The sequence below is a fragment of the Mameliella sp. CS4 genome (genome assembly GCF_019392335.1).
GTDB lineage: Bacteria > Pseudomonadota > Alphaproteobacteria > Rhodobacterales > Rhodobacteraceae > Antarctobacter.
Window position 1 is genome coordinate 68,552 of record NZ_JAHXRQ010000020.1, and the last position, 21,238, is coordinate 89,789.

21 protein-coding genes are annotated in these 21,238 nt (G+C 63.0%); 9 read left to right on the forward strand and 12 right to left on the reverse strand.

Annotation, left to right across the window (positions count from 1 at the left end):
- The first annotated feature begins 96 nt into the window (after positions 1–96).
- The 9 genes from KZZ07_RS20355 (at position 97) to KZZ07_RS20395 (ending at position 9,338) form a co-directional block, all read left to right on the forward strand.
- Positions 97–1,725 carry an ABC transporter ATP-binding protein/permease gene (locus tag KZZ07_RS20355; RefSeq protein WP_219516767.1) on the forward strand — a complete coding sequence of 543 codons (1,629 nt, stop codon included), beginning with the start codon at positions 97–99 and terminating at the stop codon, positions 1,723–1,725.
- On the forward strand, positions 1,722–3,368 hold the full coding sequence (gene cydC / locus KZZ07_RS20360; protein ID WP_219516768.1) for a thiol reductant ABC exporter subunit CydC: 1,647 nt from the start codon (positions 1,722–1,724) through the stop codon (positions 3,366–3,368). Before KZZ07_RS20355 ends, cydC begins: the two co-directional genes overlap by 4 nt.
- Positions 3,369–3,524: 156 nt before the next feature.
- A complete protein-coding gene (locus KZZ07_RS20365; protein WP_219516769.1) occupies positions 3,525–5,138 on the forward strand; it encodes a cytochrome ubiquinol oxidase subunit I in 1,614 nt (537 codons plus the stop codon).
- A 5-nt stretch (positions 5,139–5,143) separates the two neighbouring features.
- Positions 5,144–6,307 carry a cytochrome d ubiquinol oxidase subunit II gene (gene cydB / locus KZZ07_RS20370; RefSeq protein WP_219516770.1) on the forward strand — a complete coding sequence of 388 codons (1,164 nt, stop codon included), beginning with the start codon at positions 5,144–5,146 and terminating at the stop codon, positions 6,305–6,307.
- Positions 6,308–6,323: 16 nt separating this feature from the next.
- The gene (locus KZZ07_RS20375) at positions 6,324–6,785 is read left to right on the forward strand and encodes a DsrE family protein (RefSeq protein ID WP_219516771.1); all 462 of its coding nucleotides are present in this window, start codon (positions 6,324–6,326) and stop codon (positions 6,783–6,785) included.
- A 13-nt stretch (positions 6,786–6,798) separates the two neighbouring features.
- The gene (cydX, locus tag KZZ07_RS20380) at positions 6,799–6,936 is read left to right on the forward strand and encodes a cytochrome bd-I oxidase subunit CydX (protein ID WP_043143396.1); all 138 of its coding nucleotides are present in this window, start codon (positions 6,799–6,801) and stop codon (positions 6,934–6,936) included.
- Positions 6,937–7,041: 105 nt separating this feature from the next.
- Complete coding sequence (locus KZZ07_RS20385) at positions 7,042–7,482, forward strand: DsrE family protein (protein ID WP_219516772.1); 441 nt, start codon at positions 7,042–7,044, stop codon at positions 7,480–7,482.
- Positions 7,483–7,646: 164 nt separating this feature from the next.
- Positions 7,647–8,966 carry an NAD(P)/FAD-dependent oxidoreductase gene (locus KZZ07_RS20390; protein ID WP_255564484.1) on the forward strand — a complete coding sequence of 440 codons (1,320 nt, stop codon included), beginning with the start codon at positions 7,647–7,649 and terminating at the stop codon, positions 8,964–8,966.
- A 12-nt stretch (positions 8,967–8,978) separates the two neighbouring features.
- A complete protein-coding gene (locus KZZ07_RS20395; protein ID WP_219516775.1) occupies positions 8,979–9,338 on the forward strand; it encodes a DUF5368 domain-containing protein in 360 nt (119 codons plus the stop codon).
- Positions 9,339–9,813: 475 nt separating this feature from the next.
- Here KZZ07_RS20395 and KZZ07_RS27805 read toward each other — a convergent pair whose 3' ends face one another.
- The 12 genes from KZZ07_RS27805 to urtB all read right to left on the reverse strand — a co-directional run bounded on the left by KZZ07_RS27805 (position 9,814) and on the right by urtB (position 21,228).
- Complete coding sequence (locus KZZ07_RS27805) at positions 9,814–10,128, reverse strand: GDP-mannose 4,6-dehydratase (RefSeq protein ID WP_255564489.1); 315 nt, start codon at positions 10,126–10,128, stop codon at positions 9,814–9,816.
- Positions 10,125–11,099: a sensor histidine kinase gene (locus KZZ07_RS20405; RefSeq protein WP_219516776.1), complete on the reverse strand. Its 975-nt coding sequence runs from the start codon at positions 11,097–11,099 to the stop codon at positions 10,125–10,127. Before KZZ07_RS20405 ends, KZZ07_RS27805 begins: the two co-directional genes overlap by 4 nt.
- Entirely contained in the window at positions 11,096–11,770 is a 675-nt protein-coding gene (locus tag KZZ07_RS20410; protein WP_219516777.1) for a response regulator transcription factor, read from the reverse strand. The genes KZZ07_RS20405 and KZZ07_RS20410 overlap by 4 nt, the downstream gene beginning before the upstream one ends.
- Positions 11,770–13,245, reverse strand: a complete 1,476-nt coding sequence (locus KZZ07_RS20415; protein ID WP_219516778.1) for a DUF4153 domain-containing protein — start codon at positions 13,243–13,245, stop codon at positions 11,770–11,772. The genes KZZ07_RS20410 and KZZ07_RS20415 overlap by 1 nt, the downstream gene beginning before the upstream one ends.
- A gap of 505 nt (positions 13,246–13,750) precedes the next feature.
- Entirely contained in the window at positions 13,751–14,350 is a 600-nt protein-coding gene (locus KZZ07_RS20420; protein ID WP_255564485.1) for an ANTAR domain-containing response regulator, read from the reverse strand.
- Positions 14,343–15,503, reverse strand: coding sequence for a transporter substrate-binding domain-containing protein (locus KZZ07_RS20425; RefSeq protein WP_219516779.1), 1,161 nt, complete (start codon positions 15,501–15,503; stop codon positions 14,343–14,345). The genes KZZ07_RS20420 and KZZ07_RS20425 overlap by 8 nt, the downstream gene beginning before the upstream one ends.
- Before the next feature lie 15 nt (positions 15,504–15,518).
- Entirely contained in the window at positions 15,519–16,652 is a 1,134-nt protein-coding gene (locus KZZ07_RS20430) for an AAA family ATPase (protein WP_219516780.1), read from the reverse strand.
- Positions 16,653–16,717: 65 nt separating this feature from the next.
- Positions 16,718–17,761 (reverse strand): aliphatic amidase, encoded by a 1,044-nt coding sequence (locus KZZ07_RS20435; protein WP_219516782.1) that lies wholly within the window; start codon positions 17,759–17,761, stop codon positions 16,718–16,720.
- A gap of 45 nt (positions 17,762–17,806) precedes the next feature.
- Positions 17,807–18,508 carry an urea ABC transporter ATP-binding subunit UrtE gene (gene urtE, locus KZZ07_RS20440; RefSeq protein ID WP_219516784.1) on the reverse strand — a complete coding sequence of 234 codons (702 nt, stop codon included), beginning with the start codon at positions 18,506–18,508 and terminating at the stop codon, positions 17,807–17,809.
- Positions 18,509–18,510: 2 nt separating this feature from the next.
- A complete protein-coding gene (locus KZZ07_RS20445) occupies positions 18,511–19,239 on the reverse strand; it encodes an ABC transporter ATP-binding protein (RefSeq protein ID WP_219516786.1) in 729 nt (242 codons plus the stop codon).
- 2 nt (positions 19,240–19,241) lie between these two features.
- On the reverse strand, positions 19,242–20,348 hold the full coding sequence (gene urtC, locus KZZ07_RS20450; RefSeq protein WP_219516788.1) for an urea ABC transporter permease subunit UrtC: 1,107 nt from the start codon (positions 20,346–20,348) through the stop codon (positions 19,242–19,244).
- 10 nt (positions 20,349–20,358) lie between these two features.
- Complete coding sequence (gene urtB / locus KZZ07_RS20455; RefSeq protein ID WP_219516790.1) at positions 20,359–21,228, reverse strand: urea ABC transporter permease subunit UrtB; 870 nt, start codon at positions 21,226–21,228, stop codon at positions 20,359–20,361.
- Positions 21,229–21,238 lie beyond the last annotated feature (10 nt).

Sequence of the window (21,238 nt, forward strand, 5' to 3'; positions counted from 1 at the left end):
ATTCCGCATCTTCGATGTCGATTTCTTTGATCCAGATCAGGTCACACGCGCCTTCGATGCGTTAGGGCCGGTTGAGAGATAAGAAAACACGCGCGAATGAGACAGGATTCAAGGACAAGGGCAGAGCGGTCCAGCCGCATCGGCGCCGCGCTCTCGCTGGGCGCGGCCTTGGTCTGGCCGGTTCAGGCCGTATTGATCGCCCGCGTTCTGGCCGATCTGCTGACCGGATCGACCGGGCTGTCGCCGTTCTGGGCCGCGTTGGGGTTCCTGGCACTGGCAGGTTTGCGAGGCTTGCTGGACATGACGGCGCAGCGGATGTTGTCGGCTGCCGCCTCGACGCAGATCCATGCCTTGCGGACAGAGATCCTGACGGTGGAAACCGCCGCCGCCGCGCCGTCGCACAGCGGAGGCGCCGGGGCCATCGCCGCCCTACTCACCGAAAAGCTGGAGGCGCTGCGCCCCTATGCCCTGCGCTATCGCCCGGCCCACCTGCGCTCGACCGTTCTGCCCCTGCTGATCCTGGGCATTGCTGCCTGGCACAGCTGGGCTGTGGCACTGGTGCTGCTGATGGCGGGGCCGCTGATCCCGGTCTTCATGGCGCTGGTCGGCTGGGCCGCGAAAGAGGCCAGCGCCCGCCAGATGGGCGAAATCGGCGCCCTGAGCGACCTCCTGGCCGACCGCCTGGCGGCCCTGTCGGACCTGCGCCTGATCGGAGCGGGCGGCGCCGTGGTGAACGGCTTTGCCGGGGCCTCGGAGGAGTTGCGCAACCGCACGATGGCGGTGCTGCGGATCGCCTTCCTGTCCTCCACCGTGCTCGAGCTGTTTTCCGCCCTGGGCGTCGCCATGATCGCGGTCTGGGTCGGCTTTTCGCTGCTTGGGGAACTGTCCTGGGGCACCTGGAGCGCGCCGCTGACGCCCTTTGCCGGCATCTACCTTCTGCTGCTGGCGCCCGAGTTTTTCCAACCTCTGCGGGACCTTGCCGCCGCCTGGCACGACAAGGCCGGTGCCGATGCCGTCAAGGATGAGTTGGACCACTGGCGCGAGGAAACCCGCCCGCAACGGCTGGGGCGCGGAGTGTATGACGATGGGCCCCGGTTCGATGGCCTGCGCTGGCAGGGGCTGACCCTGACCCGCGAGGGCCGCGCCTTGTCCTGGCCCGACACGGCCATTGCGCCGGGCGACAGTGTCGCCATCACCGGCGCCAGCGGCGTGGGCAAGACCACGCTTTTGCGCCTGCTCGCCGGGTTGGAGGCGCCCGACAGCGGGACGATCCATCTTGGTCAGACCCCGCTGACCGACGACACCGCCGATGCCTGGCGGTCGCGCATCGGCTGGATGCCGCAAGCCCCGCATTTCCTCAACCGTTCCCTGCGCCACAATATCGCCTTCGGCGCCCCGCTGGACCCGAAGACGCTGGATCGCGCCCGGCTGGGCGCGGTGCTGGCCGCCCTGCCCAAAGGAACGCTGACGCCGCTTGGCGAACGCGGCGCGGGCCTGTCTGGCGGAGAGGCGCGGCGCGTCATGCTGGCCCGGGCGCTGCATGGGGCGCCGGATGTCGTGCTGGCGGATGAGCCCACCGCCGACCTCGACGCACAGACCGCCAGGGACGTGATCGAGGGGTTGATGGGCTTTGTCGCGCGGGGCGGCACGCTGATCGTCGCCACGCATGACCCGCGCCTGTCCTCGCGCATGGCGCGCAACCTGGCGCTGGAGGACGGGGCATGAAGGCGCTCGCCCGGATCGCCCGCCTGCTGCTGGAGGGAGAGCGCCGCGCCTTCCTGCGCGGCTTTGCGCTTGCGGTGACGGTGCTTTTGATGGGCGTGGCCCTGCTGGGCCTGTCGGGCTGGTTCATCACCGCCGCCGCCGCCGCCGGGTTGGCCGGGTTTGGCGCGGTCTTCAATGTCTTCGGCCCCTCGGCGATGGTGCGTTTCCTCGCGCTCGGGCGGACGGCGGCACGTTATGGCGAACGCCTGGCAACCCATGACGCCACCCTGCGCGCCCTGTCCCGTCTTCGGGTGCGGCTGTTGCAGGGCCTGCTGACCAGCCCCTATCGCGCGCTGGAACGGTTGCGGGCCAATGCCTTTCTCAACCGGGTGACGGCGGATATCGACGCGCTGGACGGCGTGGCGCTGCGCCTGTTGCTGCCGGGGCTGGCAGGCATGGCGGTCATCGCGCTGGCCGCGCTGGCACTTTGGGTCCTGGTACATCCGGCGATCGCGCTGGTGGTCGGGCTGGGATATGCCATTCTGCCCAGCCTGGTTTTCATTATTGGCCAAAGGCTTGCACGGACATCTTCACGCCGGGCCGAAGCGGCGATGCAAGCCACGCGCAGCCGGATGATCGACCTTGTCACCGCGCGCGAGGACCTGACCGTCTTTGGCCAGCTTCAGGCCGCGCGCAATCATGTGGCTGATGCCATCGCCCGCCATGCCTCGGCACAGGACGGGCTGGACAGGCTGGAACGGCGCATGGGCTTGGGGCTGGACCTGATCGGCGCGGGTGTCACCGCGCTGGTGCTGGGGATTGGCGCCAGCCTGGCGCAGGCCGGGCGGATCACGCCCGCCGAGGCGGCCATCGGCATCTTCGTCGCGCTGGCGTTGGGGGAAACTGTCGCCCCGGTGCGCCGTGCCCTGACCGAGATCGGCCGCATGATCCCTGCCGCCCGCCGCGTCGCCCCCGCCCTTGTCACACCGCCGGACGACAGGTGCGACACGACGCTCGACATCCCGATCCTGCGGCTTGACCAGGTCACCTTCCGGCGCGGCGATGGCGCACCGCTGTTTGCCCCCCTCGACCTGTTGCTTGGCCCCGGCGAGACACTCGCCCTGACCGGCCCCAGCGGCTGCGGCAAGAGCACCGTTCTACTGATGGCCGCCGGGCAGCTGGCCCCCAATGGCGGCCGCGTGACCTATGGCGGGCAACCCGTCACCGATCTGCCCGACGAGATCCTTCACCAGCACATTGCGATGGTGCCGCAACGCCACGCGCTGATCGCGGGCACAGTGGCGGAAAACCTGCGCCTCGCCGCCCCTGAGGCCCCCGAGGACAGGCTTTGGCAGGCCCTGCGGGTGGTCCATCTGGACCGGACGCTGGCCGACCGGGCGGGTCTGGACACAAGGCTGGGTTTTCGCGGCGTGGGCCTGTCGGGGGGAGAGGCACGGCGGCTGGTCCTGGCCCGCGCCCTGCTGCGGCGCCCCGCGCTCTTGCTGCTGGACGAACCGACCGAAGGGCTGGACAGCGCCACCGCAAGCGCCGTTCTGACCGGGCTGCGGGCCGCCCTGCCCCAGACAGCGATCCTGATGGCCGCCCATCGTCCGGAAGAGACGGATCAGCCCGACCGCATCTTGCCGCTGACCGGCGCAACCTGAAGCTGCTTTTCGCGCCCAGCGCTCTCTCGAATTTATTCCGCTTTTATGATACGACTTTTGATCCAGATCAACAACACATAGCACATCAGGAATATAACTGCCGTTAATCCGCGTCGTGGATGCGGAATTACCTGCAAAGCTCAAGGGAGCCCAATCATGGAGATCGGACTGGTCGAGCTGTCGCGTCTGCAATTTGCGATGACGGCCATGTATCACTTTCTCTTCGTACCGCTGACGCTGGGCCTGTCGATCCTCGTCGCGATCATGGAGACCGTCTACGTCATGACGAACCGCCCCATCTGGCGGCAAATGACGAAATTCTGGGGCATGCTGTTCGGGATCAACTTTGTCCTCGGCGTCGCCACCGGCATCACGATGGAATTCCAGTTCGGCATGAACTGGAGTTACTACAGCCACTATGTCGGCGACATCTTCGGCGCACCGCTGGCCATCGAGGGCCTCATGGCCTTCTTCCTGGAGGCGACATTCGTCGGTCTCTTCTTCTTCGGCTGGGACAAGCTGAGCAAGGTGCAGCACATGGTTGTCGCCTGGCTGGTGGCCATCGGCTCGAATTTTTCCGCGCTCTGGATCCTGATCGCCAACGGCTGGATGCAAAACCCGGTCGGCGCCGCGTTCAACCCCGAGACCATGCGGATGGAGATGACCTCTTTCTTCGACGTGGTCTTCAACGAAGTGGCACAGGCGAAATTCGTGCACACCGTCAGCGCGGGCTATGTCACGGCAAGCGTTTTTGTCCTGGGGGTTTCGGCGCTCTACCTGCTGCAGGACCGGCACAAGGATCTTGCCCGCCGGTCGATTGCCGTGGCCTCGGCCTTCGGCCTCGCCTCGGCGCTGTCGGTGGTCGTGCTGGGTGACGAATCCGGCTATTCGGCCAGCCACACACAAAAGATGAAGCTCGCCGCCATCGAGGCGATGTGGGAAACCCATGAGGCACCCGCCCCCTTTACCGCCATCGGTTTTCCCGACAAGGAAGCGCGCGAAACCCACTACGCGGTGGAAATCCCCTGGGTCATGGGCCTGATCGGCACCCGCAGCCTGACGCAGGAAATCCCCGGCATCAACGACCTGGTGGACGAGGCCGAAGAGCGCATCCGCGACGGTCTGATCGCTTATGACGCGCTGATGACCATCCGCGAGGAACGCGACGCGACCTCACCCGAGCTGCGCGAAACCTTTGAGGCGCACTCCGAGAACCTGGGCTTTGCCCTGCTCCTCAAACGCTATGTCGACGATCCCCGCGACGCGACAGAGGCGCAGATCAAGCAGGCCGCAAATGACACGATCCCCGGCGTTGGTCCGCTGTTCTGGGCCTTCCGGATCATGGTGGCGCTTGGCTTCAGCTTTATCGCGGTGATGCTCTACTTCTTCTACCGGACATCCTTCCGGCAGATGCAGTTCCCGCGCTGGTCGCTCTATGCCGCTGTCGCCATCATCCCGACGCCCTGGCTCGCGGCAGAGCTGGGCTGGTTCGTGGCAGAGTTCGGCCGCCAGCCCTGGACCGTGGACGGGGTGTTGCCCACCGCGCTGTCGGTCAGCCACCTGAGCGTCGCCGAGCTGCTGATCTCGCTTGCCGGCTTCGTGACCTTCTACACGGTGCTCTTCGTGATCGAGATGAGCCTGATGGTGAAATACATCCGCAAGGGTCCGTTCCAGGACGTGGCCGAAACCGAGGCCTGGCAGGAACGTCACATCCACCGTCTGCGCACGCATGACGGCCAGGGTCCCTTTGCGAAAACACCGGCGGAGTAAAAGACATGATCCTGTATGAGATGATCGACTTCGACACGCTGCGTGTCATCTGGTGGGCGCTGCTGGGCGTTCTGCTGATCGGCTTTGCCCTGACGGACGGCTTTGACATGGGGGTGGGCGCCTTGCTGCCCTTCGTGGCGAAAACCGATGTGGAGCGGCGCGTCGTCATCAACACCGTGGGCCCGGTCTGGGAAGGCAACCAGGTCTGGTTCATCCTTGGCGGGGGCGCGATCTTTGCCGCCTGGCCGCCGCTTTACGCGGTCTCCTTCTCGGGGTTCTACCTCGCGATGTTCGTGGTGCTGGCGGCGCTGATCGTCCGGCCCGTGGCCTTCAAGTACCGTTCCAAACGCGACGGCGCGGCTTGGCGCGCGCGCTGGGACTGGGCGCTCTTCGCGGGTGGTGCCGTCCCGGCCCTGCTCTTTGGCGTGGCCGTGGGCAACGTCATGCTGGGTGTGCCCTTTTTCCTGACCGATGACCTGATGCCGATGTATGATGGCAACTTCGCGGTCAAGTTTCTGGGCCTCCTGCGTCCCTTCGCGTTGCTGGCGGGAGTCGTGTCGATCTCTATGCTCTTGATGCATGGCGCGGCCTGGCTGAACCTCAAGACCGAAGGTCTGGTTGCCGCCCGCGCCCGCCGCTTTGGCGGGATTGCGGGGCTCGTGGCGGCCGGGGGCTATGCGCTGGCCGGGCTCTGGCTGGCCCTGGGGATCGACGGGTTTTCCTTCGTGAACGACGTCGCGCCCGACGGCCCGTCCAACCCGCTCTATTCCGAGGTGACGCGCGGCGGCAGTTGGCTTGCGGCCTATGCCGAGCGTCCCTGGATCGCGGTCGCCCCGGTCATGGGCTTCCTCGGCATCGCCCTGGCCCTGCGCGGGCTGGTGTCAGGCCGCGAGGTGACCACGCTCCTCTGGTCGAAACTGGGGATCACGGGGATCATCGCCTCTGTCGGGCTGACCATGTTCCCCTTCATCCTGCCCTCGACCGTGGACCCGAACAGTTCGCTGACGGTCTGGGATGCGTCGAGTTCGCACCAGACCCTGTTCATCATGCTGGTCGTCACCGCGATCTTCATGCCGCTGATCCTCATGTACACCGCCTGGGTCTACAAGGTGCTCTGGGGCAAGGTCACCGAGGATGACGTCACCGGCAATTCCGACACCGTTTACTAAAACAAGGAAGAAACCAATGAAACGCTTGATCACATTTGTCGCCGCTGCCGCCTTGGCGCTGAGCGCCGTCATGACCTCTGCCCCCGCCGCCCTTGCCGAGGAGGGCAAGCCCGGGTTGTTCGTCAACCTGACCACGGATGACACGTGGTCGGCCGCCAAAGCGATCATGTTCGCCCACCAGAAGGCGCTGAAGAACGGGCACGAACCCGTGGCGATCTGGCTGAACGTGCGCGCCGTCTACCTGGCCGACAAGAAACGGCCCAGCCATATTCCCGGACCGATGGCCAAGGACGGCACCTCGATCCAGGACATGCTGACGGCCTTCATGGCCGATGGTGGCCAGGTCATCATGTGTTCCGCCTGTTCGGCCGCCGCCGGCCTGACGAAGGCCGATTACATCGACGGTGTCACGATGGGCAGCTGGCCGGTGGTCGAAGGACTGCTGTTCGATCCCGACGTCAAGACACTCGCCTGGTAAGAGGAGACAAAACATGTGGTATTTCGCCTGGCTTCTCGGCCTGCCGCTGGCCGCCGCCTTTGCCGTGTTGAACGCGATGTGGCTGGAACTGCGCACCGACGCCTGTTTCACCGAAGAGGGCGACTGCCCCGTGGGTGACCACGACCACTGATCCCGAGACATCCGCCGTCAATCGTCCCGACGGCGGATTTCCCCACCGGGGCGGGTCACCCCGACCTGCCCCGGTCCCCAACTCCCAAACCTGACAGGAGGTCTCATGAAGACCCTATTGACTGCGGCCACGCTGGCCGTTGCCGCACTCGGTTTGCCTGCTGCCGCGCAGGAGGCGCCCGATACGCTTGTCACAATTCTGACCGCGCCCGAGCCCCAGACGCAGCTAATGGCGATGGTGCTGACCATGCAGGCCCTGGGTCAGGGCAAATCCGCCCATGTCCTGCTCTGCGGTCCGGCCGGCGATATGGCGCTGAAAGAGGCACCTGACAGCGCCACCGCAGCACAGCCGCCCAAGGCCATGTCGCCCCAGGGGCTGATGCAGATGATCATGACCAAGCCGAAGGCCAAGGTCGAAGTCTGCGCCATCTACCTGCCCGGCAAGGGCGCAACCGCCGAGGTTCTGCTGGACGGCGTGACCGTGGCCGACCCCGGCACGATGGCCGCCGCGATCATGGCGCTCAATGCCCGCGTGACCAGCTACTGAGCCCGCGCCCTGCACTGGTCGGGTCCGGACCCTGCGGTTCGGACCCGTTTTCATGACCGGATTGCCCGCGAAAACCCGCCTCACACATTCAACTTTCTTGACCTGAGTCAATGTCACGGCCTGCGGTTATATTCACAATCCCGCACGTGACTCGGAGGAGCTACATGACAGAATCATCTTTCACACCGTCGCGCCGCGGGTTCCTCGCCCTGGCCGCCGGGGCGAGCGCTCTGGCCGCGGCGGGCACCGCCGAGCGGGCGCAGGCCCAGACCACCACCAATGCCAGAATCGTCATCATCGGCGCGGGCGCAGGCGGCACGGCCCTGGCCAACCGGTTGGTGCGGCGACTGAACGGCGCCCGGATCACCCTTGTGGACCCAAGCGTGGATCACCTCTACCAGCCCGGCCTGTCGCTGGTGGCCGCCGGTCTCAAACCCGCAGGCTACGTCGTCTCGAAAACGACCGACTGGCTGCCGCGCGGCGTGACCCTTGTCACTGAGGCCGCCGCCGGGATCGACCCGGAGACGCGCACCGTGACCACCACGGGCGGCACCGCCCTGCCCTATGACTTCCTCGTCGTGGCGCCCGGCCTGGTGCTGGATCACGACGCCATCGAGGGCTTCTCGCTGGACATGGTGGGCGAAAACGGCATCGGCGCGCTCTACGCCGGGCCGCAATATGCCGCCGCCACCTGGAAGGCCGCGCAACGGTTCACGGAAACCGGCGGCGTGGGGATCTTCACCCGCCCGGCGACAGAGATGAAATGCGCCGGTGCGCCGTTGAAGCACACCTTCCTGATCGACGACATCGCCCGCACCAACGGCACGCGCGGCAAAGCAGAGTTCCTTTATGCCGCACCGCAAGACTCGCTGTTCGGCGTGCCTATCGTGGCCGAGAAGGTCCGGATGTTGTTCGGCGACCGGGGCATCGACACGGCGATGCATCATACGCTGAAAGCCATCGACGCGGGCGCCAGACAGGCCACCTTTACCGATGCCACAGGCGCCGATGTACAGATGGACTATGACTATATCCATGTCATCCCGCCGCAACGCGCGCCAGAGGTGATCCGACAGTCGGGCCTGTCATGGGCGGACAAGTGGACCGATCAGGGCTGGGTCGAATGCGACATGGCCAGTCTGCGGCACCTGCGCTTTGACGATATCTGGGCGCTTGGCGACGTGGCCGGCGTGCCCAAGGGCAAGACCGCGGCCAGCGTCAAATGGCAGGTGCCGGTGGTCGAGGACGGTCTGATCGCCGCCATCGAGGGCCGCGCGCCGACCGAGACCTACAACGGCTACACCTCTTGCCCGATGATCACCCGCGTCGGTCGCGCCATGCTGGTCGAGTTCGACTACAACAACGATCTGGTGCCCTCCTTTCCCGGTGTGATCGCGCCGCTCGAAGAGCTCTGGATCAGCTGGCTGATGAAGGAGGTCGCGTTGAAGGCCACCTACAACGCCATGCTGCGCGGCCGGGCCTGAGGAGGACAAGACATGAAAGACCTGACATTCGGCACCATCCTGGCCGTCTTCGAAGAGATCTTTGGCACGGGGCTGTTCTGGGGCATGGTCGTGGTGGCCGTGCTGGTCACGCTGGCCTATCTCTACGTGCTGATCCGCGACCGCAGCATCAGTTGGCGGAAATTCCTGCTGGCGCAATTGTCGATGCCCCTGGGCGCCGTGGCGGCGGTCTGGTTCGTGCTGCGCATGACCCATTCGCACCTGTCCAACATCGGCGGGCCGGTGGACGTGATCCTCTTGCTGGGGATTGCAGGGGCCGGGGCCGTCGGGCTGGCGATCCTCGTCTACACGGCGCAGTCGCTGATTACGGGCCCCCGGGCAGAGGATCGCTGATCCCGCTGCCCAGGCCGGGCCGAAAGGCGACCCCTACCCCCCTTTCGGCCCGTGTTTCTTGTCCGGTGCCTTGCGGCCCCGGGAATGCACCGTCAGCAGGGGCAATTTGTGATCGTAGATCCCCGGCACGACACCGTCGCCGCCCGGCAAAGACTCGATCCGGCGGCAGCCAGTCATCGACCCAGCCCAGAAGCGGCGGAAGCGTACCCTCCACCCCGGACTGGCCGGGCAGAGGCGCCAGGATCGGCAGAAAGAAACACAGGCTGATCCCCTAGGACAGCGACGAGACAAGGCCCAGTGCAACATAGCCCCAGCAGCGGGTCTGGATGAAATTTGACACGGCCCGCGCGTCATCGACGCGGGTATGCGGGCCCTCGACACTGAACAGTCGCGGAACAGTCGCGCGACCCGGGTAGCCAATCCGCGCGTGCGTCGCATCCCGATAAGCAACGCCTCTGTCACGCGCTTGCTTTCATCATAGGATGACCGCGCCCGGGTAAGTTTCGGGCTGCGGCGTCACAACCGGGTCGCCATAGACCTCGGACGTGGAGGTGTAGCAGAACCGCCCATCGTCCTTGAGGTAGCGCAGCAGGGTGATGGCGCCGACGATATTGGCCGAGATCGTGGGTTGCGGATCGCTCATGTACCATTGCGGCGAGGCCGGCGACGCCAGGTGATACACCTCGTCGAAGGAGCTGTCCGAGGTGAAATTCTCGACGTCGCATTCGACAAAGGAAAAGCGGTTATCGCAGGTCGCGCCCCTGCCCGCCTCCGCCTGGCCGGCGCTCAGCGCGCGGCGGGCGCGAAACCGATCCGCAGTCGCGTGCCCTGCTCTGCCGGCATCAGCCGGATGGTCGCGCCGTGGGCGGTCAGCAGGCTGCGGACGATGGCCAGCCCCATGCCGGTGCCCCCCGCGCCGCGCCGCGTGGTAAAAAACGGCTCGAAGACACGGGCGGCATTGCCCGGTGAAATCCCCGCCCCGTCGTCCTGCACCTCCAGGAAGGCTGCGCCGCTCTCGGTTCCCGCGTGCATCAGAACCTGGCATGCACCGTGTTCGCCGGCGTTGCGCAACAGCTGGCCCAGGACGATCCGCATGCCCGCCCCGGCAATCGGCAAAGGCACGGCGCCCCCTTCGACCCGCAAGGCCAGACCCGGGTGTTCCGTGCGCAGGTCGGGCAGCAGATCTTCCAGCACGGACCAGCCGAGGTAGCGCGTCTCGCGCGCGCGGGCGACCTCGCGGAGCGCGGCTAGCTGGCGTTCGATCTGGGTGCAGGCGCCCTCGACCTCGGCCACGAGAGCGGCATCCTCGCGCCGCAGCGCTCCGCCATCCTCCAACAGCTCGCTGGCCGCGCGGATGCCCGAGACGGGCGTCCGCAGTTCATGCGTGACCTGATCGGTGAAGGCACGGATCGTCGCCTCTCGGTCACGCAGGGTCTCGGCCATCGCGATCACCCGGCGGGCGGTGGCGTGCAGTTCATGGGTGCCGAAATGGCGCGGCGGTGCCGGGGTGCCCCCCCTTTCCTGCGCCTCGGCATAGGCCTCTAGCGCGTGAATGGGGCGCAGCAGCAACCGCACCAGCAACCAGCCCAGCACCGCCGTCACCAGCGTGATCGACAGCGCCAGCAGGATCGCCGCGTTACGGAACCCGATCACCGGCCCCAGGTAACGCAGCGCCACCAGTCCCGCGAAAGACACCACCAGCGTCCCGCCCAGGGCACCCCCAAGGACAAAGGCCAGCGAGGGCCGCCAGTGCCCGTTCATCGGCAGGGCCCCATGCGCATCCCCTGCCCGTGCACCGTCTCGACCGCCTCGGCACAGCCCGCCTCGGCCAGCTTGCGGCGCAGGTTGCGCAGGTGGCTGTCCAGCGTCCGGTCCGACACCGCGCTTTGCGCCCCCCAAAGCGCGGCGACAAGCTCGGCGCGCGGGGTCAGGCGGGCGGGCTCCTGCATCAGCCACGCCAGCAGGCCGAATTCGGTTGCGGTCAGCGCGATATCGGCGGCGCCAAAGCGGCAGTGCCGCGCATGGCAATCCAGCGACAACCGCCCCCGTTCCAGCCGCGCAGGCACCGCCCCCCGCGCCGTGCGTTTCAGGATCGCCGCCACCCGCGCCACCAGTTCGCGCGGGCTGAAAGGCTTGGTCACATAGTCGTCGGCCCCAAGTTCCAGTCCCAGAATGCGGTCGATCTCGTCATCGCGCGCGGTCAGAAAGAGGATCGGCACCTCGGATCGCGTGCGGATGCGGCGGCAGGTTTCGAACCCGTCCATCTCGGGCAGGCCCACGTCCAGCACCACGAGGTCCGGCGCCTCGCGCGCGGCATGGGTCAGCGCCTGTTGCCCGTCGCCGGCGGTGATGACCGCGTGGCCCGCCCGTTCCAGCGCCAGCCGCACCAGTTCACGCAGGCGGGGATCGTCGTCCACGATCAGGATCTTCATCAGGGCCGCTCCACCATCACGCCTTGAACATAACGGCTTGCGCGCCAGGTGCGAAAGCCCCAACCCCGCCAGTCCTCGACCTCCGGACGAGAGATCCGGCACGGCCCCAACTGGACCGAACGCCCGGTGACCCGGCCCAGGCCGCTTTCGACGATCGGCCCTGCGGCCATCGGGCCCAGACCGCAGAGATACCACAGGTCCGGCTTTGCCCGGGTCACGTTCTGTGCCGCGATCACCTGGGCGAAGTTCACCATCGCGCAGAGGTAGAGCGTTGCCAGCCCCAGGAGACCGCTCCGCAGCAGCAACCAGCCGTTCGACCGCGCGCGCAGCACCTGCCACAGCGCCAGGCCCAACCCCGCCGCCACCAGCGCCATCCAGATCAGCGCATGCAGCCGCAGGTAGGTCAGCCCAAAGGATTCGACGTAGAGGTCCAGCCGCAGTGCCGCCGCCCCGCACAGCACCATGTTCTGCACCAGCCAGAGCAGCAACAGCGGTCGGATCATGCGGTGTTCTCCAAGAAAGGGCCGCGCCGCCAGCGCAAATCCCCCCGCCAGCACCGCCGCCACCAAAAGCGGATAGGCGCCGCGATGCGCGTATTCGGCCAGGGTCATGCCCTGGGGCAGATCGGCGCCCCCCAGCAGGATCGAGACATCGGTGAGGCTCTGCACCGCGATCAGCAGGTTGAAGACCGCGAGCGCCCGCAGGACCGAGCCGGGGTTAAGCCACCCGGGCGCAAGCGACGGCAAAACCGGGCGACGGTCCCGAAGGGGGACCGGCGCCAGGAACGGGCCGACAATCACCGCGATCCCGCCCCAGAAGACGATGCGCTGCGCCAGGTGCCAATAGTCCAGGTCGATCCGCACAAGCTGCGCCAGCACCGGGTTCGCCTGCATCAAAAGCGCCACCAGCACGAGCGCGCCGCCCAGAGGCAAGGCCCAGTCCCGCAACAGCCCCCGCACCAGAGGAACGGGTGCCTCCGCCAGCGTCCGGCGCATCGCCCCCAGGCGGCGCGGGTCAAACTGTGCCAGCCAGGCCAGCGGCAGTCGCGCCAGGAAGACGCCCGTGGCGCGCGACAGCGCCGCCAGCGGCGTCCCCGGATGATGCGCCCATGTCAGTGCCCCCCCCAGCCCGACCAATAGGAAGGCCAGAGAGAGCGGTTGCAAATGCTCGACCGCCGGCAGCGCCGCGACCAGGAACAGACCCACGGGACGCCACCCTGCCCCTGTCCCCTGCAGGCCCCAGGCCAGCAGGGCCGCGACAAAGATCACCACCGAGAGACCGGGCGCCCTGCCCCAGAACAAGAGGTCCGCCAGCGCAACCAGTGTCAGCACCGCAACAAGACGCCCGGGGAGCCGCGCCCCGCGATGGGTGTCCCCGCCGCCGCCCTGCCTTGGCGGGGTCGCGCCCTCGTCCAGCCACCAACCGTCCTTTGCCAATGCATCTGGCAGCCCGGGGAGGCTCAATTGCCTGTCCATGTCCCAATCTCCTGTGTGTCGGAATGGGGCCAGGATGGCCTTGGCCGCGTGCAGGACTTGCGCGCAAGATGTGCAGATTTTGTGCAGAGGGATGACGACTCAGGCCGCATCACTGGTCGAAAATGGTATCCAACGGCCAGGTGCGCAGGGCCTTTGTCTCTTTCGTGGAGCAGACGCGGAAGCCATTGTGCTGGCCCGGCTCCGTGATCCGTTCGGACCCGTGGGGACAGTGCCGCGCTTCGGCGTGGCCCTGATCTTCCCCACTGAAGTGCTCCGCTCCTTCGCAGTTGGCGCAGACTTTACGTCTCGGTGAGGGATTTGGGGCAGCAGGTCACACGGTGCGTCCACGGGTGGCGCAAACGCAAAAAGCCTCCCGCAAGAGAGGCTATTAAGTGCTTGATGTCGTGAGTGAGTTTCATTTCGGGGGCTCGTAACCGCCGCTATCTGCCAACGGTCACCTGTTGAAGCGCATTTCTTTCGGTTCGAATTCGAGTGGGTCCCGAGCCTAAACGTCACCCATATTGCTCAGTATACTCTCGGCGTTGATAATGGATTGCGCGATCTCGGTCGTCGTCGATCTCTTCGTCATTGCCTGTTTTCGTATCAGATCATAAGCCTCACGTTCCGTAATTCCACGATGCCGCATCAGAATGAATTTTGCGTCGTTCACTTTCTGGACATTTTCAAGTTTGCTCCGAACCTTTTTCAATTCCTTCTCAAACCGCAATTGCTCTTGATGAAACCTGCGCGCCATAAGCATACTGCTCAGAACACCTGCAGCGCGCACCGGTTTCATAAGAACGGAATGCGCGCCTATCTCGAAAATCAAATCCAGAACCGAAGGATTTTCATACCCAATGATCGCAATTGTCGTCGGGGGCTTCTCGTTACTGTTGATGAAAGAGGTCAGGCGCTGAGCCGTTTGATCCGTGACATCCACGAAAATAAGATCGAACTTTTCGGGAAGATTCTTTGGCATCGGCCACATATGTTCGAAGTTGCAGCCAATCCGGTTCACTTGTTGTAACAGTTCATCTGCGCTTCTATCCCGCGGGTGCACAACAAGTGCATGGAGGTCTCGAATGTCCTGAATCGGATCACTCATTTTCGCGCCCACTTGCCGCCACCTTCAGGGTTCGGAAACTCCAATCATGAATGGCAGGGAAGACCAGATAGGGGTCGGGCTTGATGGCACGTCGGACTTTGGATTCGACGACAAATTCGCCGGTCTCATCAACCTTTGCAATTCTGGACTGCAAATAGGTATGGTTGTTGTCCGGGTCGATCTTGATCTGTCCCTGGGGCGCATCAAAGCTCGCGCCCAGCAAGGCCTCGCGCAAACATTCTGTTTCCAACTCGCCCGTTTCATCAAGCGCCTTGGCGAACATGTGAACCTGGCTATAAGCGGCCTCACAGCAACTGGTGACATCTACCGTTGATCCGAACTTTTCCTCATAGGATTTCAGGAACCGTCGGTTCGCAGGGGAATTGATGGATCGAAAATACGGTGCGGCGGTTATATGCCCCGCCGACGCCTCGGGTCCGATCGCGTCAATTTCGCCTTCGTTCATGGTGAGACTGGCAATGGGACACAGGCGCCCGTTGCCGCCGGCCGCATGATACGCCTTGACAAATTCTATACAGGACTGGCCGACAACGGTCGCGAATACGACATCCGGCTTTTTTTCCATGATGTCATCGATGACGGAAGCAAAATCCGCACCCTTCGCTTCAAGGTCGAAATACGCCTCTCCCAGAACCTCGCCGCCGCCTTGGCGCAAGATATTGCGCATCACCCGGTTGGATTCCCTGGGGTAGATGTAGTCGGAGCCGACAAAATAGAACCGGTTGCCGTAGGCCTTCATCAGGTAGTTCGCAAGCGGAACACTGTTTTGGTTTGGACAGGCCCCCCCATAGATCACATTGGGCGAATACTCGAAGCCTTCATAAAGCGTCGGATAGAAGAACAGCGCGTTGCGGCGTTCGACTACAGGCAAGACTTCCTTGCGGGACGACGATGTGTAACATCCAAAAATCACGTTGATCTTGTCTTCGACGATCATTTTTTCGGCCAGTTCACCGTACCTCTGCGTCACCGATTCAGGCTCGTATCGTACGGGTTCGACAGGTCGACCACGGACACCACCACTTGCATTGATCCGGTCGATGGCCAGAAGCGCACCGTGCAGCTGCGACCGTTCGATGATCGACGTTACCCCGATCTCGGAGAACAGAAGGCCGACTTTCCAACTCTTCAAAGATCCATTCCCTTCTCAGCGTTGCCCAAATGACACGGTGTCGTTTTGGCAATCGGCCTTGATCTTCACAATGACACTTCCGTCCGGCGGGGAAAAGTCTCCATGGTCCCCCAACAGGTAGCCCGCGAGGGGGAATTCAAGATGGCGCCGCATGGCACGCCGCAACCCACGAGCACCAAAACGCTTGTCGTACCCTTTCAATGCGATAAAGTCCCTTACTTCCGGGGAAATCTCCAGCCACAGGTCATGTTTCTTCAACCGCCTGTTGAGCCGCTCCATCTCCACGTCGACAAGTTCAGGTATCTTGTCGAACCCGATCCAATTGAACGTGTCGATGTGATCTATGCGATTGACCAGCTCCGGGGGGAAACGATCAAGCAGCGCATTCATCACAATATCATTTGCCCGTTCCCTGTGAGATTTTTCCCTTTGCGTTATTCGCGACCAGAACGCGCGGAATCCCGGAACCCGATCATCAAGCGCCATCAACTCTCGTGCGCCGAGGTTTGAAGACATGAAGATGAGGCTGTTTCTGAAGGAATAAGTGCGCTCACCCGAGGCCACAACAAGCAGCCCGTTGTCGAACACGTTCATGAGCGCAAGGATGACCTCATTGCTGGCTTTCTCCAGTTCATCGAAAAGAACCAGCCCCGGCAGGTTGCGCGTCCCCTCGATCTTTTCCTGATCCAGGATCGTCGTGCCTTCCTTAGAACCGACGTATCCGGGCGGTGCCCCGGTGATTGCTGCAGAATAATGCTCTTGCGACAATGTGTTCATGTCAATCCGGCAATACGCATCCGCATCGCCGTACAGCGCCCGGGCGATTGTGCGAACGGTTTCCGTCTTGCCAACGCCTGTCGGTCCGCAAAACAGCACGGACGCCAAGGGTTTGCGCGGATCACCGATGTCAGCCCGAACAACCTTGAGAATCTCCATCACCTGTTCAATGGGCTCTTCCTGCCCGATAATCGAGGCGCGCAGTTCGGCCTCTATTCTTTCCAGGTCGAAAGAGAATCGAGATGCGAGCGTCGTTGCCGAATGGCTTCGATCACCAACAGTCCTCACGCTTGAGGCGTTTTCGTCCCTGAGCGCGGCGGCGAGTTTTTCTCGCCTTTGCATGTCATGCATTCGATCTGTCAGTAGTGGCATTTGCTCTCTCACGAAACCAGGGTGACGGGGCAGTCACCATCAACCGCCCCGTCAATTGCGTCTGTTCAGTCCGCTTCTTTTTCCTTGGCACCGGTCGGAAGGCCCCCAACCGGACAGCAGGCAACGCCAATCGTCGTGCGTGTAAAGGACTCGACGTGTTCGCGCGTGGCCTCCGCATCGTTGACCCAGTTGCGATAGAACTCGAAGGGGCATTCAGCGACGCCCTTGTCACCGTCGCCCGAGGCGTGGATGCCCGTGTATCCACGGTGCAGCAGCTTGAAGAGGTGGTTCTGCGACTGGTCGTTGGCACGCGCATCGCGGATTTCCGGGATCGAGAGCTGGGCGTACTGGATACCCATGTCCTCTTCGCCGCATTCGCCCAGCGTGCGCCCGTCGAACCCGATGATCGCCGAATGGCCGAAATAGCTGTAGACACCATCGAAACCGGCGGCATTCGCCACGGCGACGTAGCTGTTGTTCGCCCAAGCCATGGCCTTGGCCATGATGACCTGCTGCTCTTTGGCCGGATACATGTAGCCCTGGCAACGAACAATAAGCTCGGCCCCCTTCATCGCGCAGTCTCGCCAGATCTCGGGGTAGTTGCCGTCATCACAGATGATCAGACTGATCTTGAGGCCCTTCGGACCCTCGACAACGTAGGTCTGATCTCCCGGATACCAGCCTTCGATCGGATTCCACGGCAGGATCTTGCGATACTTCTGAACAATTTCGCCCTTGTTGTTCATCAGGATCAGAGTGTTGTAGGGGGTTTTCTTGGGGTGTTCCTCGTGACGCTCCCCGGTCAGGGAGAACACGCCCCAGGTGTTGGCCTTGCGGCAGGCGCGCGCAAACACCTCGGTCTCGTCACCCGGCACACTCGCGGCCGTTTCCATCATCTCGTCGGGATCGTACATGATGCCCTGGGTGCTGTATTCCGGGAAGACGACCAGATCCATGCCCGGAAGGCCCTGCTTCATGCCGATGATCATGTCCCCGATCTTTTCGGCGTTTTCCATCACCTCGGCCTTTGTGTGCAGGCGCGGCATTTTGTAGTTGACGACCGCGACGCCTACCGTGTTGTCGCTGCTTGAAATGTCACCGTGTCTCATGGTGTTACCTTTCCTGTTTGGTGTTTTGGTGAGTTGTGGGTCTGGTCAGAAAGTCAGGTGTTTCTCGGCGTCTTCGTCAGCCAAATCGTCCGTCTTTCCGCTGAGAACGACCCGTCCCTTGTCGAGCAAGAGAAAACGGTCCGATGCTGATTTTGCGAATGGCACGTTTTGCTCGACCAGGATTATGCTCAGCCCTCGTTCCCGATTGAGCCAAACAATCGCATCCTCGATCTGCTTCACGATATTTGGCTGGATGCCTTCGGTTGGCTCGTCGAGGATGAGAATCTTGGGGTCCATCGCGAGCGCTCTTGCGATGGCCAGTTGTTGCTGCTGACCGCCGGAAAGATCGCCGCCACGGCGCCCGATGAATTCGTCCAGAATGGGGAACATCTCGAACAGGTAGTCGGGGATCTCCCGCTTGCCGTCCGGCCGCGCGAAGGTCCCCATGAGGATATTTTCGCGGACTGTGAACTGGGGAATGATCTCGCGGCCCTGCGGAATGTAGCCGATCCCAAGCCGAGACCTCTGCGACGTGGAAAGACCCAGGATATCCTGATCGTCGAAGGCAAGGCCGCCCTCGCACCGATCCGTCAGCCCCATGATGGTCTTGAGAAGTGTAGTCTTGCCGACACCGTTGCGCCCCAGCACGGCAAGGAATTCTCCGGGTGACAGGTCGAACGACACGCCCTGCAGGACCGGGCTTTTGCCGTAGTAGGAATACAGCTCTCTTGCTTTGATGCTTGCCATGATCAGTGCCCCAGATACGCTGTCTTCACGTCTTCGTTTGCCTCGATCTCTTCGATCGAGCCCTCGGCGAGCATCGCCCCGCGGTTCATCACGATGATCCGGTCGGCCACGGACCGGACGAAAGACATGTCATGCTCGACCACGATCAACGAATGATTGGCGCTGAGGGATCGAAAGATCTCGGCGGTGCGTTCGGTTTCCTGGATTGTCATGCCGGCCGTCGGCTCATCCATCAGGATCAGCTTGCTGTCCTGTGCGATCAGCATCGCAATCTCGAGCCACTGGGTTTCACCGTGAGACAGGTTTCCGGCCAGCTCGCTTCGCTTTGCCCCCAGGTCGACCAGGTCGAGGATCTGTTCGGTTTCCCTGCTGTCGGTCAGTGCAAAGCGGGTAAGTGCACTCCAGATTCCGGGACGTTTCGAGCGGGCAATGGACAGGTTTTCGTCAACTGTCAGATCCTTGTAGACCGACGGCACCTGAAACTTCCGTCCAACGCCACGACGGGCACGGCGAAACTCAAGCATGTGGGAGATTTCGACACCATCCAGGTGAATGGAGCCACCGGTGGGCTGTGTCTTGCCACATATCAGGTCGAGCGTCGTTGATTTCCCTGCCCCGTTCGGGCCGAGCAAACAGAGGATTTCTCCTTCCCTGACCGAAAAACTCAGACCGTCAACAGCGCGAACCCCGCCGAATTCCACATGGAGGTCAGTAACTTGCAATCTGTCCATGATTACCGCTCCTGATTTGTTTCAAGGGGAGTGGTCGAGAGCGGTTCGACGGCGTGCCCGGGGCGCGCCCGACCGACCGTGCGAAGTTTCTGCGCACCTTCCACAAGCAGGCCGAAGATCCCGCGGGGCATGAACATGACAACCAGCACGAAGATCACGCCGAGGATGAGGTGCCACCCTTCGACAAAGATATCCGAGAGGCGCCCCTCGAGCATGTTGACGACGATGGCCCCGAAGGCCGCTGCGATGACGGATTCCCGACCTCCGACGGCACACCAGATCACGATCGCCAGACTGAAGGACACGCCCATGTAAGTTGGCGATGCGAACTCCAGAACCAGCGTGTAGAGCATGCCTGCCCACCCGGCGAGCGCCGCGGAAATGCAGAATACCAAGGTTTTGTAATTGGCGACGTTGTATCCGAAGAACCGGGTACGATCGGCATCTTCGCGAATGGCCCGCAGAACGAGTCCGAACTTGCTGTGCGTCAGGTAGACACCGATCGCCAGAGCCACGGTCACACAACCGGCCACGAGATAGTAGAATCCCATGCTGTATGGATCGAAGGCCCAGCCGAACAAGGTCATCTGCGCGAGCCCGGTCAGACCATTCTGCCCGCCCGTGAGCCCTTGTTGGTTGATGACCAGAAGCTGGAACGCGACCAGGAAGGCCAGTGTGATGATCGCCACGAACACCCCTGCAATTCGCGCACGGAACATGAAAATTCCGATCAAGCCGCCGATAAACGCGGGGATGAGCAGCCCCGCCAGCAGGGTGAACGCAAGGGAATTGAAGGGAACCCAGAACAGCGGAAGTTCCGAAACGTTGTTCCAGGACATGAAATCGGGCAAGCCCGAACTGGCGCGCAGTTTCAGATGCATGGCCATTGCATAAGAGCCCATGCCGAAGGTGGCAGCCTGGCCCAGGTTGAGCAGACCTGTAACGCCCCAGGACAAGGCAAGAGCCATGGAAACGATCGCCAGGGCAAGATACCGGGCGAAAGTATTCAGCTCGAAGCCGTCATAGTTCATGACCGCTGGCACACCGAAAGCGATAACAACCGCGAATATCACGAGGGCCACCAGCTCGAATTGGAATTTGGATGACATGCCTGTGTCCTCAGCGACGTGTTTCAGTTGGGAAAAGCCCGCGCGGGCGGAATCGGATCAGCAGAATGATGCCCGCCAGAACCGCGATGCGGCCAAGCGTGTCATTGATCACGATCGAGAAAAGCGCCGTTGCCTCACCGATCAGTGCCGCTGCGACGGCAGAACCGACCAGGCTGCCCAGCCCGCCAACGATAACGACAAGGAAAGCATCGACGACCAACCCTGTTCCCATCGTCGGGATGGTGCTGAACAACGGCGTGATAAGCGCCCCGGCAATTCCTGCCAAGCCCGCACCATATGCGAAGGTGATCGAAAATATCCGTTTCGATTCAATTCCGTAGCACTCGGAAATGTCACGGTTCTGGATCACTGCCCTCAGCTTCATGCCAAATTCGGTGCGCGTCATCAGCCGCCAGGTCACGAACAGGACGGCGATCGAAAAGAAGATCACGAAGATCCGGTAATTCGACATGATCAGGGGACCGATTTCCGTATTTCCGGACAGGATTTCCGGTCCCTTCACGAACCGCGACTCCGCTCCGATCCCGAGGCGCACCAGCTGCTGAAGAATGATCCCGATACCCCAGGTCGCAAGGATTGTATCAAGCGGCCGGTGGTACAGTTTCTGCACGACGGCCTTTTCAACGATCAGTCCCACAAGGGCGACGGCAATAAAGACGATGGGAAGTGCTGGCAGGATACCTATCCCAACATGTGTCTGCAAAGCCCAGGTGACATAGGCCCCGAGCATCACAAACTCGCCATGCGCCAAGTTGATGACCCCCATCGCGCCATAGATAATCGCCAAACCGAGAGCGATCATGAGCAGGATCGAGGCCATGCTCAGACCGGCGAAAAGCTGGTTCGCAATAACGTCCATAAGAAAGCCT

Bases quoted from the DNA above. Each gene is read 5' to 3' on its own strand.
- KZZ07_RS20355 (WP_219516767.1), top strand. From the start codon at position 97: ATGAGACAGGATTCAAGGACAAGGGCAGAGCGGTCCAGCCGCATCGGC.
- cydC (WP_219516768.1), top strand. From the start codon at position 1,722: ATGAAGGCGCTCGCCCGGATCGCCCGCCTGCTGCTGGAGGGAGAGCGC.
- KZZ07_RS20365 (WP_219516769.1), top strand. From the start codon at position 3,525: ATGGAGATCGGACTGGTCGAGCTGTCGCGTCTGCAATTTGCGATGACG.
- cydB (WP_219516770.1), top strand. From the start codon at position 5,144: ATGATCCTGTATGAGATGATCGACTTCGACACGCTGCGTGTCATCTGG.
- KZZ07_RS20375 (WP_219516771.1), top strand. From the start codon at position 6,324: ATGAAACGCTTGATCACATTTGTCGCCGCTGCCGCCTTGGCGCTGAGC.
- cydX (WP_043143396.1), top strand. From the start codon at position 6,799: ATGTGGTATTTCGCCTGGCTTCTCGGCCTGCCGCTGGCCGCCGCCTTT.
- KZZ07_RS20385 (WP_219516772.1), top strand. From the start codon at position 7,042: ATGAAGACCCTATTGACTGCGGCCACGCTGGCCGTTGCCGCACTCGGT.
- KZZ07_RS20390 (WP_255564484.1), top strand. From the start codon at position 7,647: ATGACAGAATCATCTTTCACACCGTCGCGCCGCGGGTTCCTCGCCCTG.
- KZZ07_RS20395 (WP_219516775.1), top strand. From the start codon at position 8,979: ATGAAAGACCTGACATTCGGCACCATCCTGGCCGTCTTCGAAGAGATC.
- KZZ07_RS20405 (WP_219516776.1), bottom strand. From the start codon at position 11,099: ATGAACGGGCACTGGCGGCCCTCGCTGGCCTTTGTCCTTGGGGGTGCC.
- KZZ07_RS20410 (WP_219516777.1), bottom strand. From the start codon at position 11,770: ATGAAGATCCTGATCGTGGACGACGATCCCCGCCTGCGTGAACTGGTG.
- KZZ07_RS20415 (WP_219516778.1), bottom strand. From the start codon at position 13,245: ATGGACAGGCAATTGAGCCTCCCCGGGCTGCCAGATGCATTGGCAAAG.
- KZZ07_RS20420 (WP_255564485.1), bottom strand. From the start codon at position 14,350: ATGAGTGATCCGATTCAGGACATTCGAGACCTCCATGCACTTGTTGTG.
- KZZ07_RS20430 (WP_219516780.1), bottom strand. From the start codon at position 16,652: ATGCCACTACTGACAGATCGAATGCATGACATGCAAAGGCGAGAAAAA.
- KZZ07_RS20435 (WP_219516782.1), bottom strand. From the start codon at position 17,761: ATGAGACACGGTGACATTTCAAGCAGCGACAACACGGTAGGCGTCGCG.
- urtE (WP_219516784.1), bottom strand. From the start codon at position 18,508: ATGGCAAGCATCAAAGCAAGAGAGCTGTATTCCTACTACGGCAAAAGC.
- KZZ07_RS20445 (WP_219516786.1), bottom strand. From the start codon at position 19,239: ATGGACAGATTGCAAGTTACTGACCTCCATGTGGAATTCGGCGGGGTT.
- urtC (WP_219516788.1), bottom strand. From the start codon at position 20,348: ATGTCATCCAAATTCCAATTCGAGCTGGTGGCCCTCGTGATATTCGCG.
- urtB (WP_219516790.1), bottom strand. From the start codon at position 21,228: ATGGACGTTATTGCGAACCAGCTTTTCGCCGGTCTGAGCATGGCCTCG.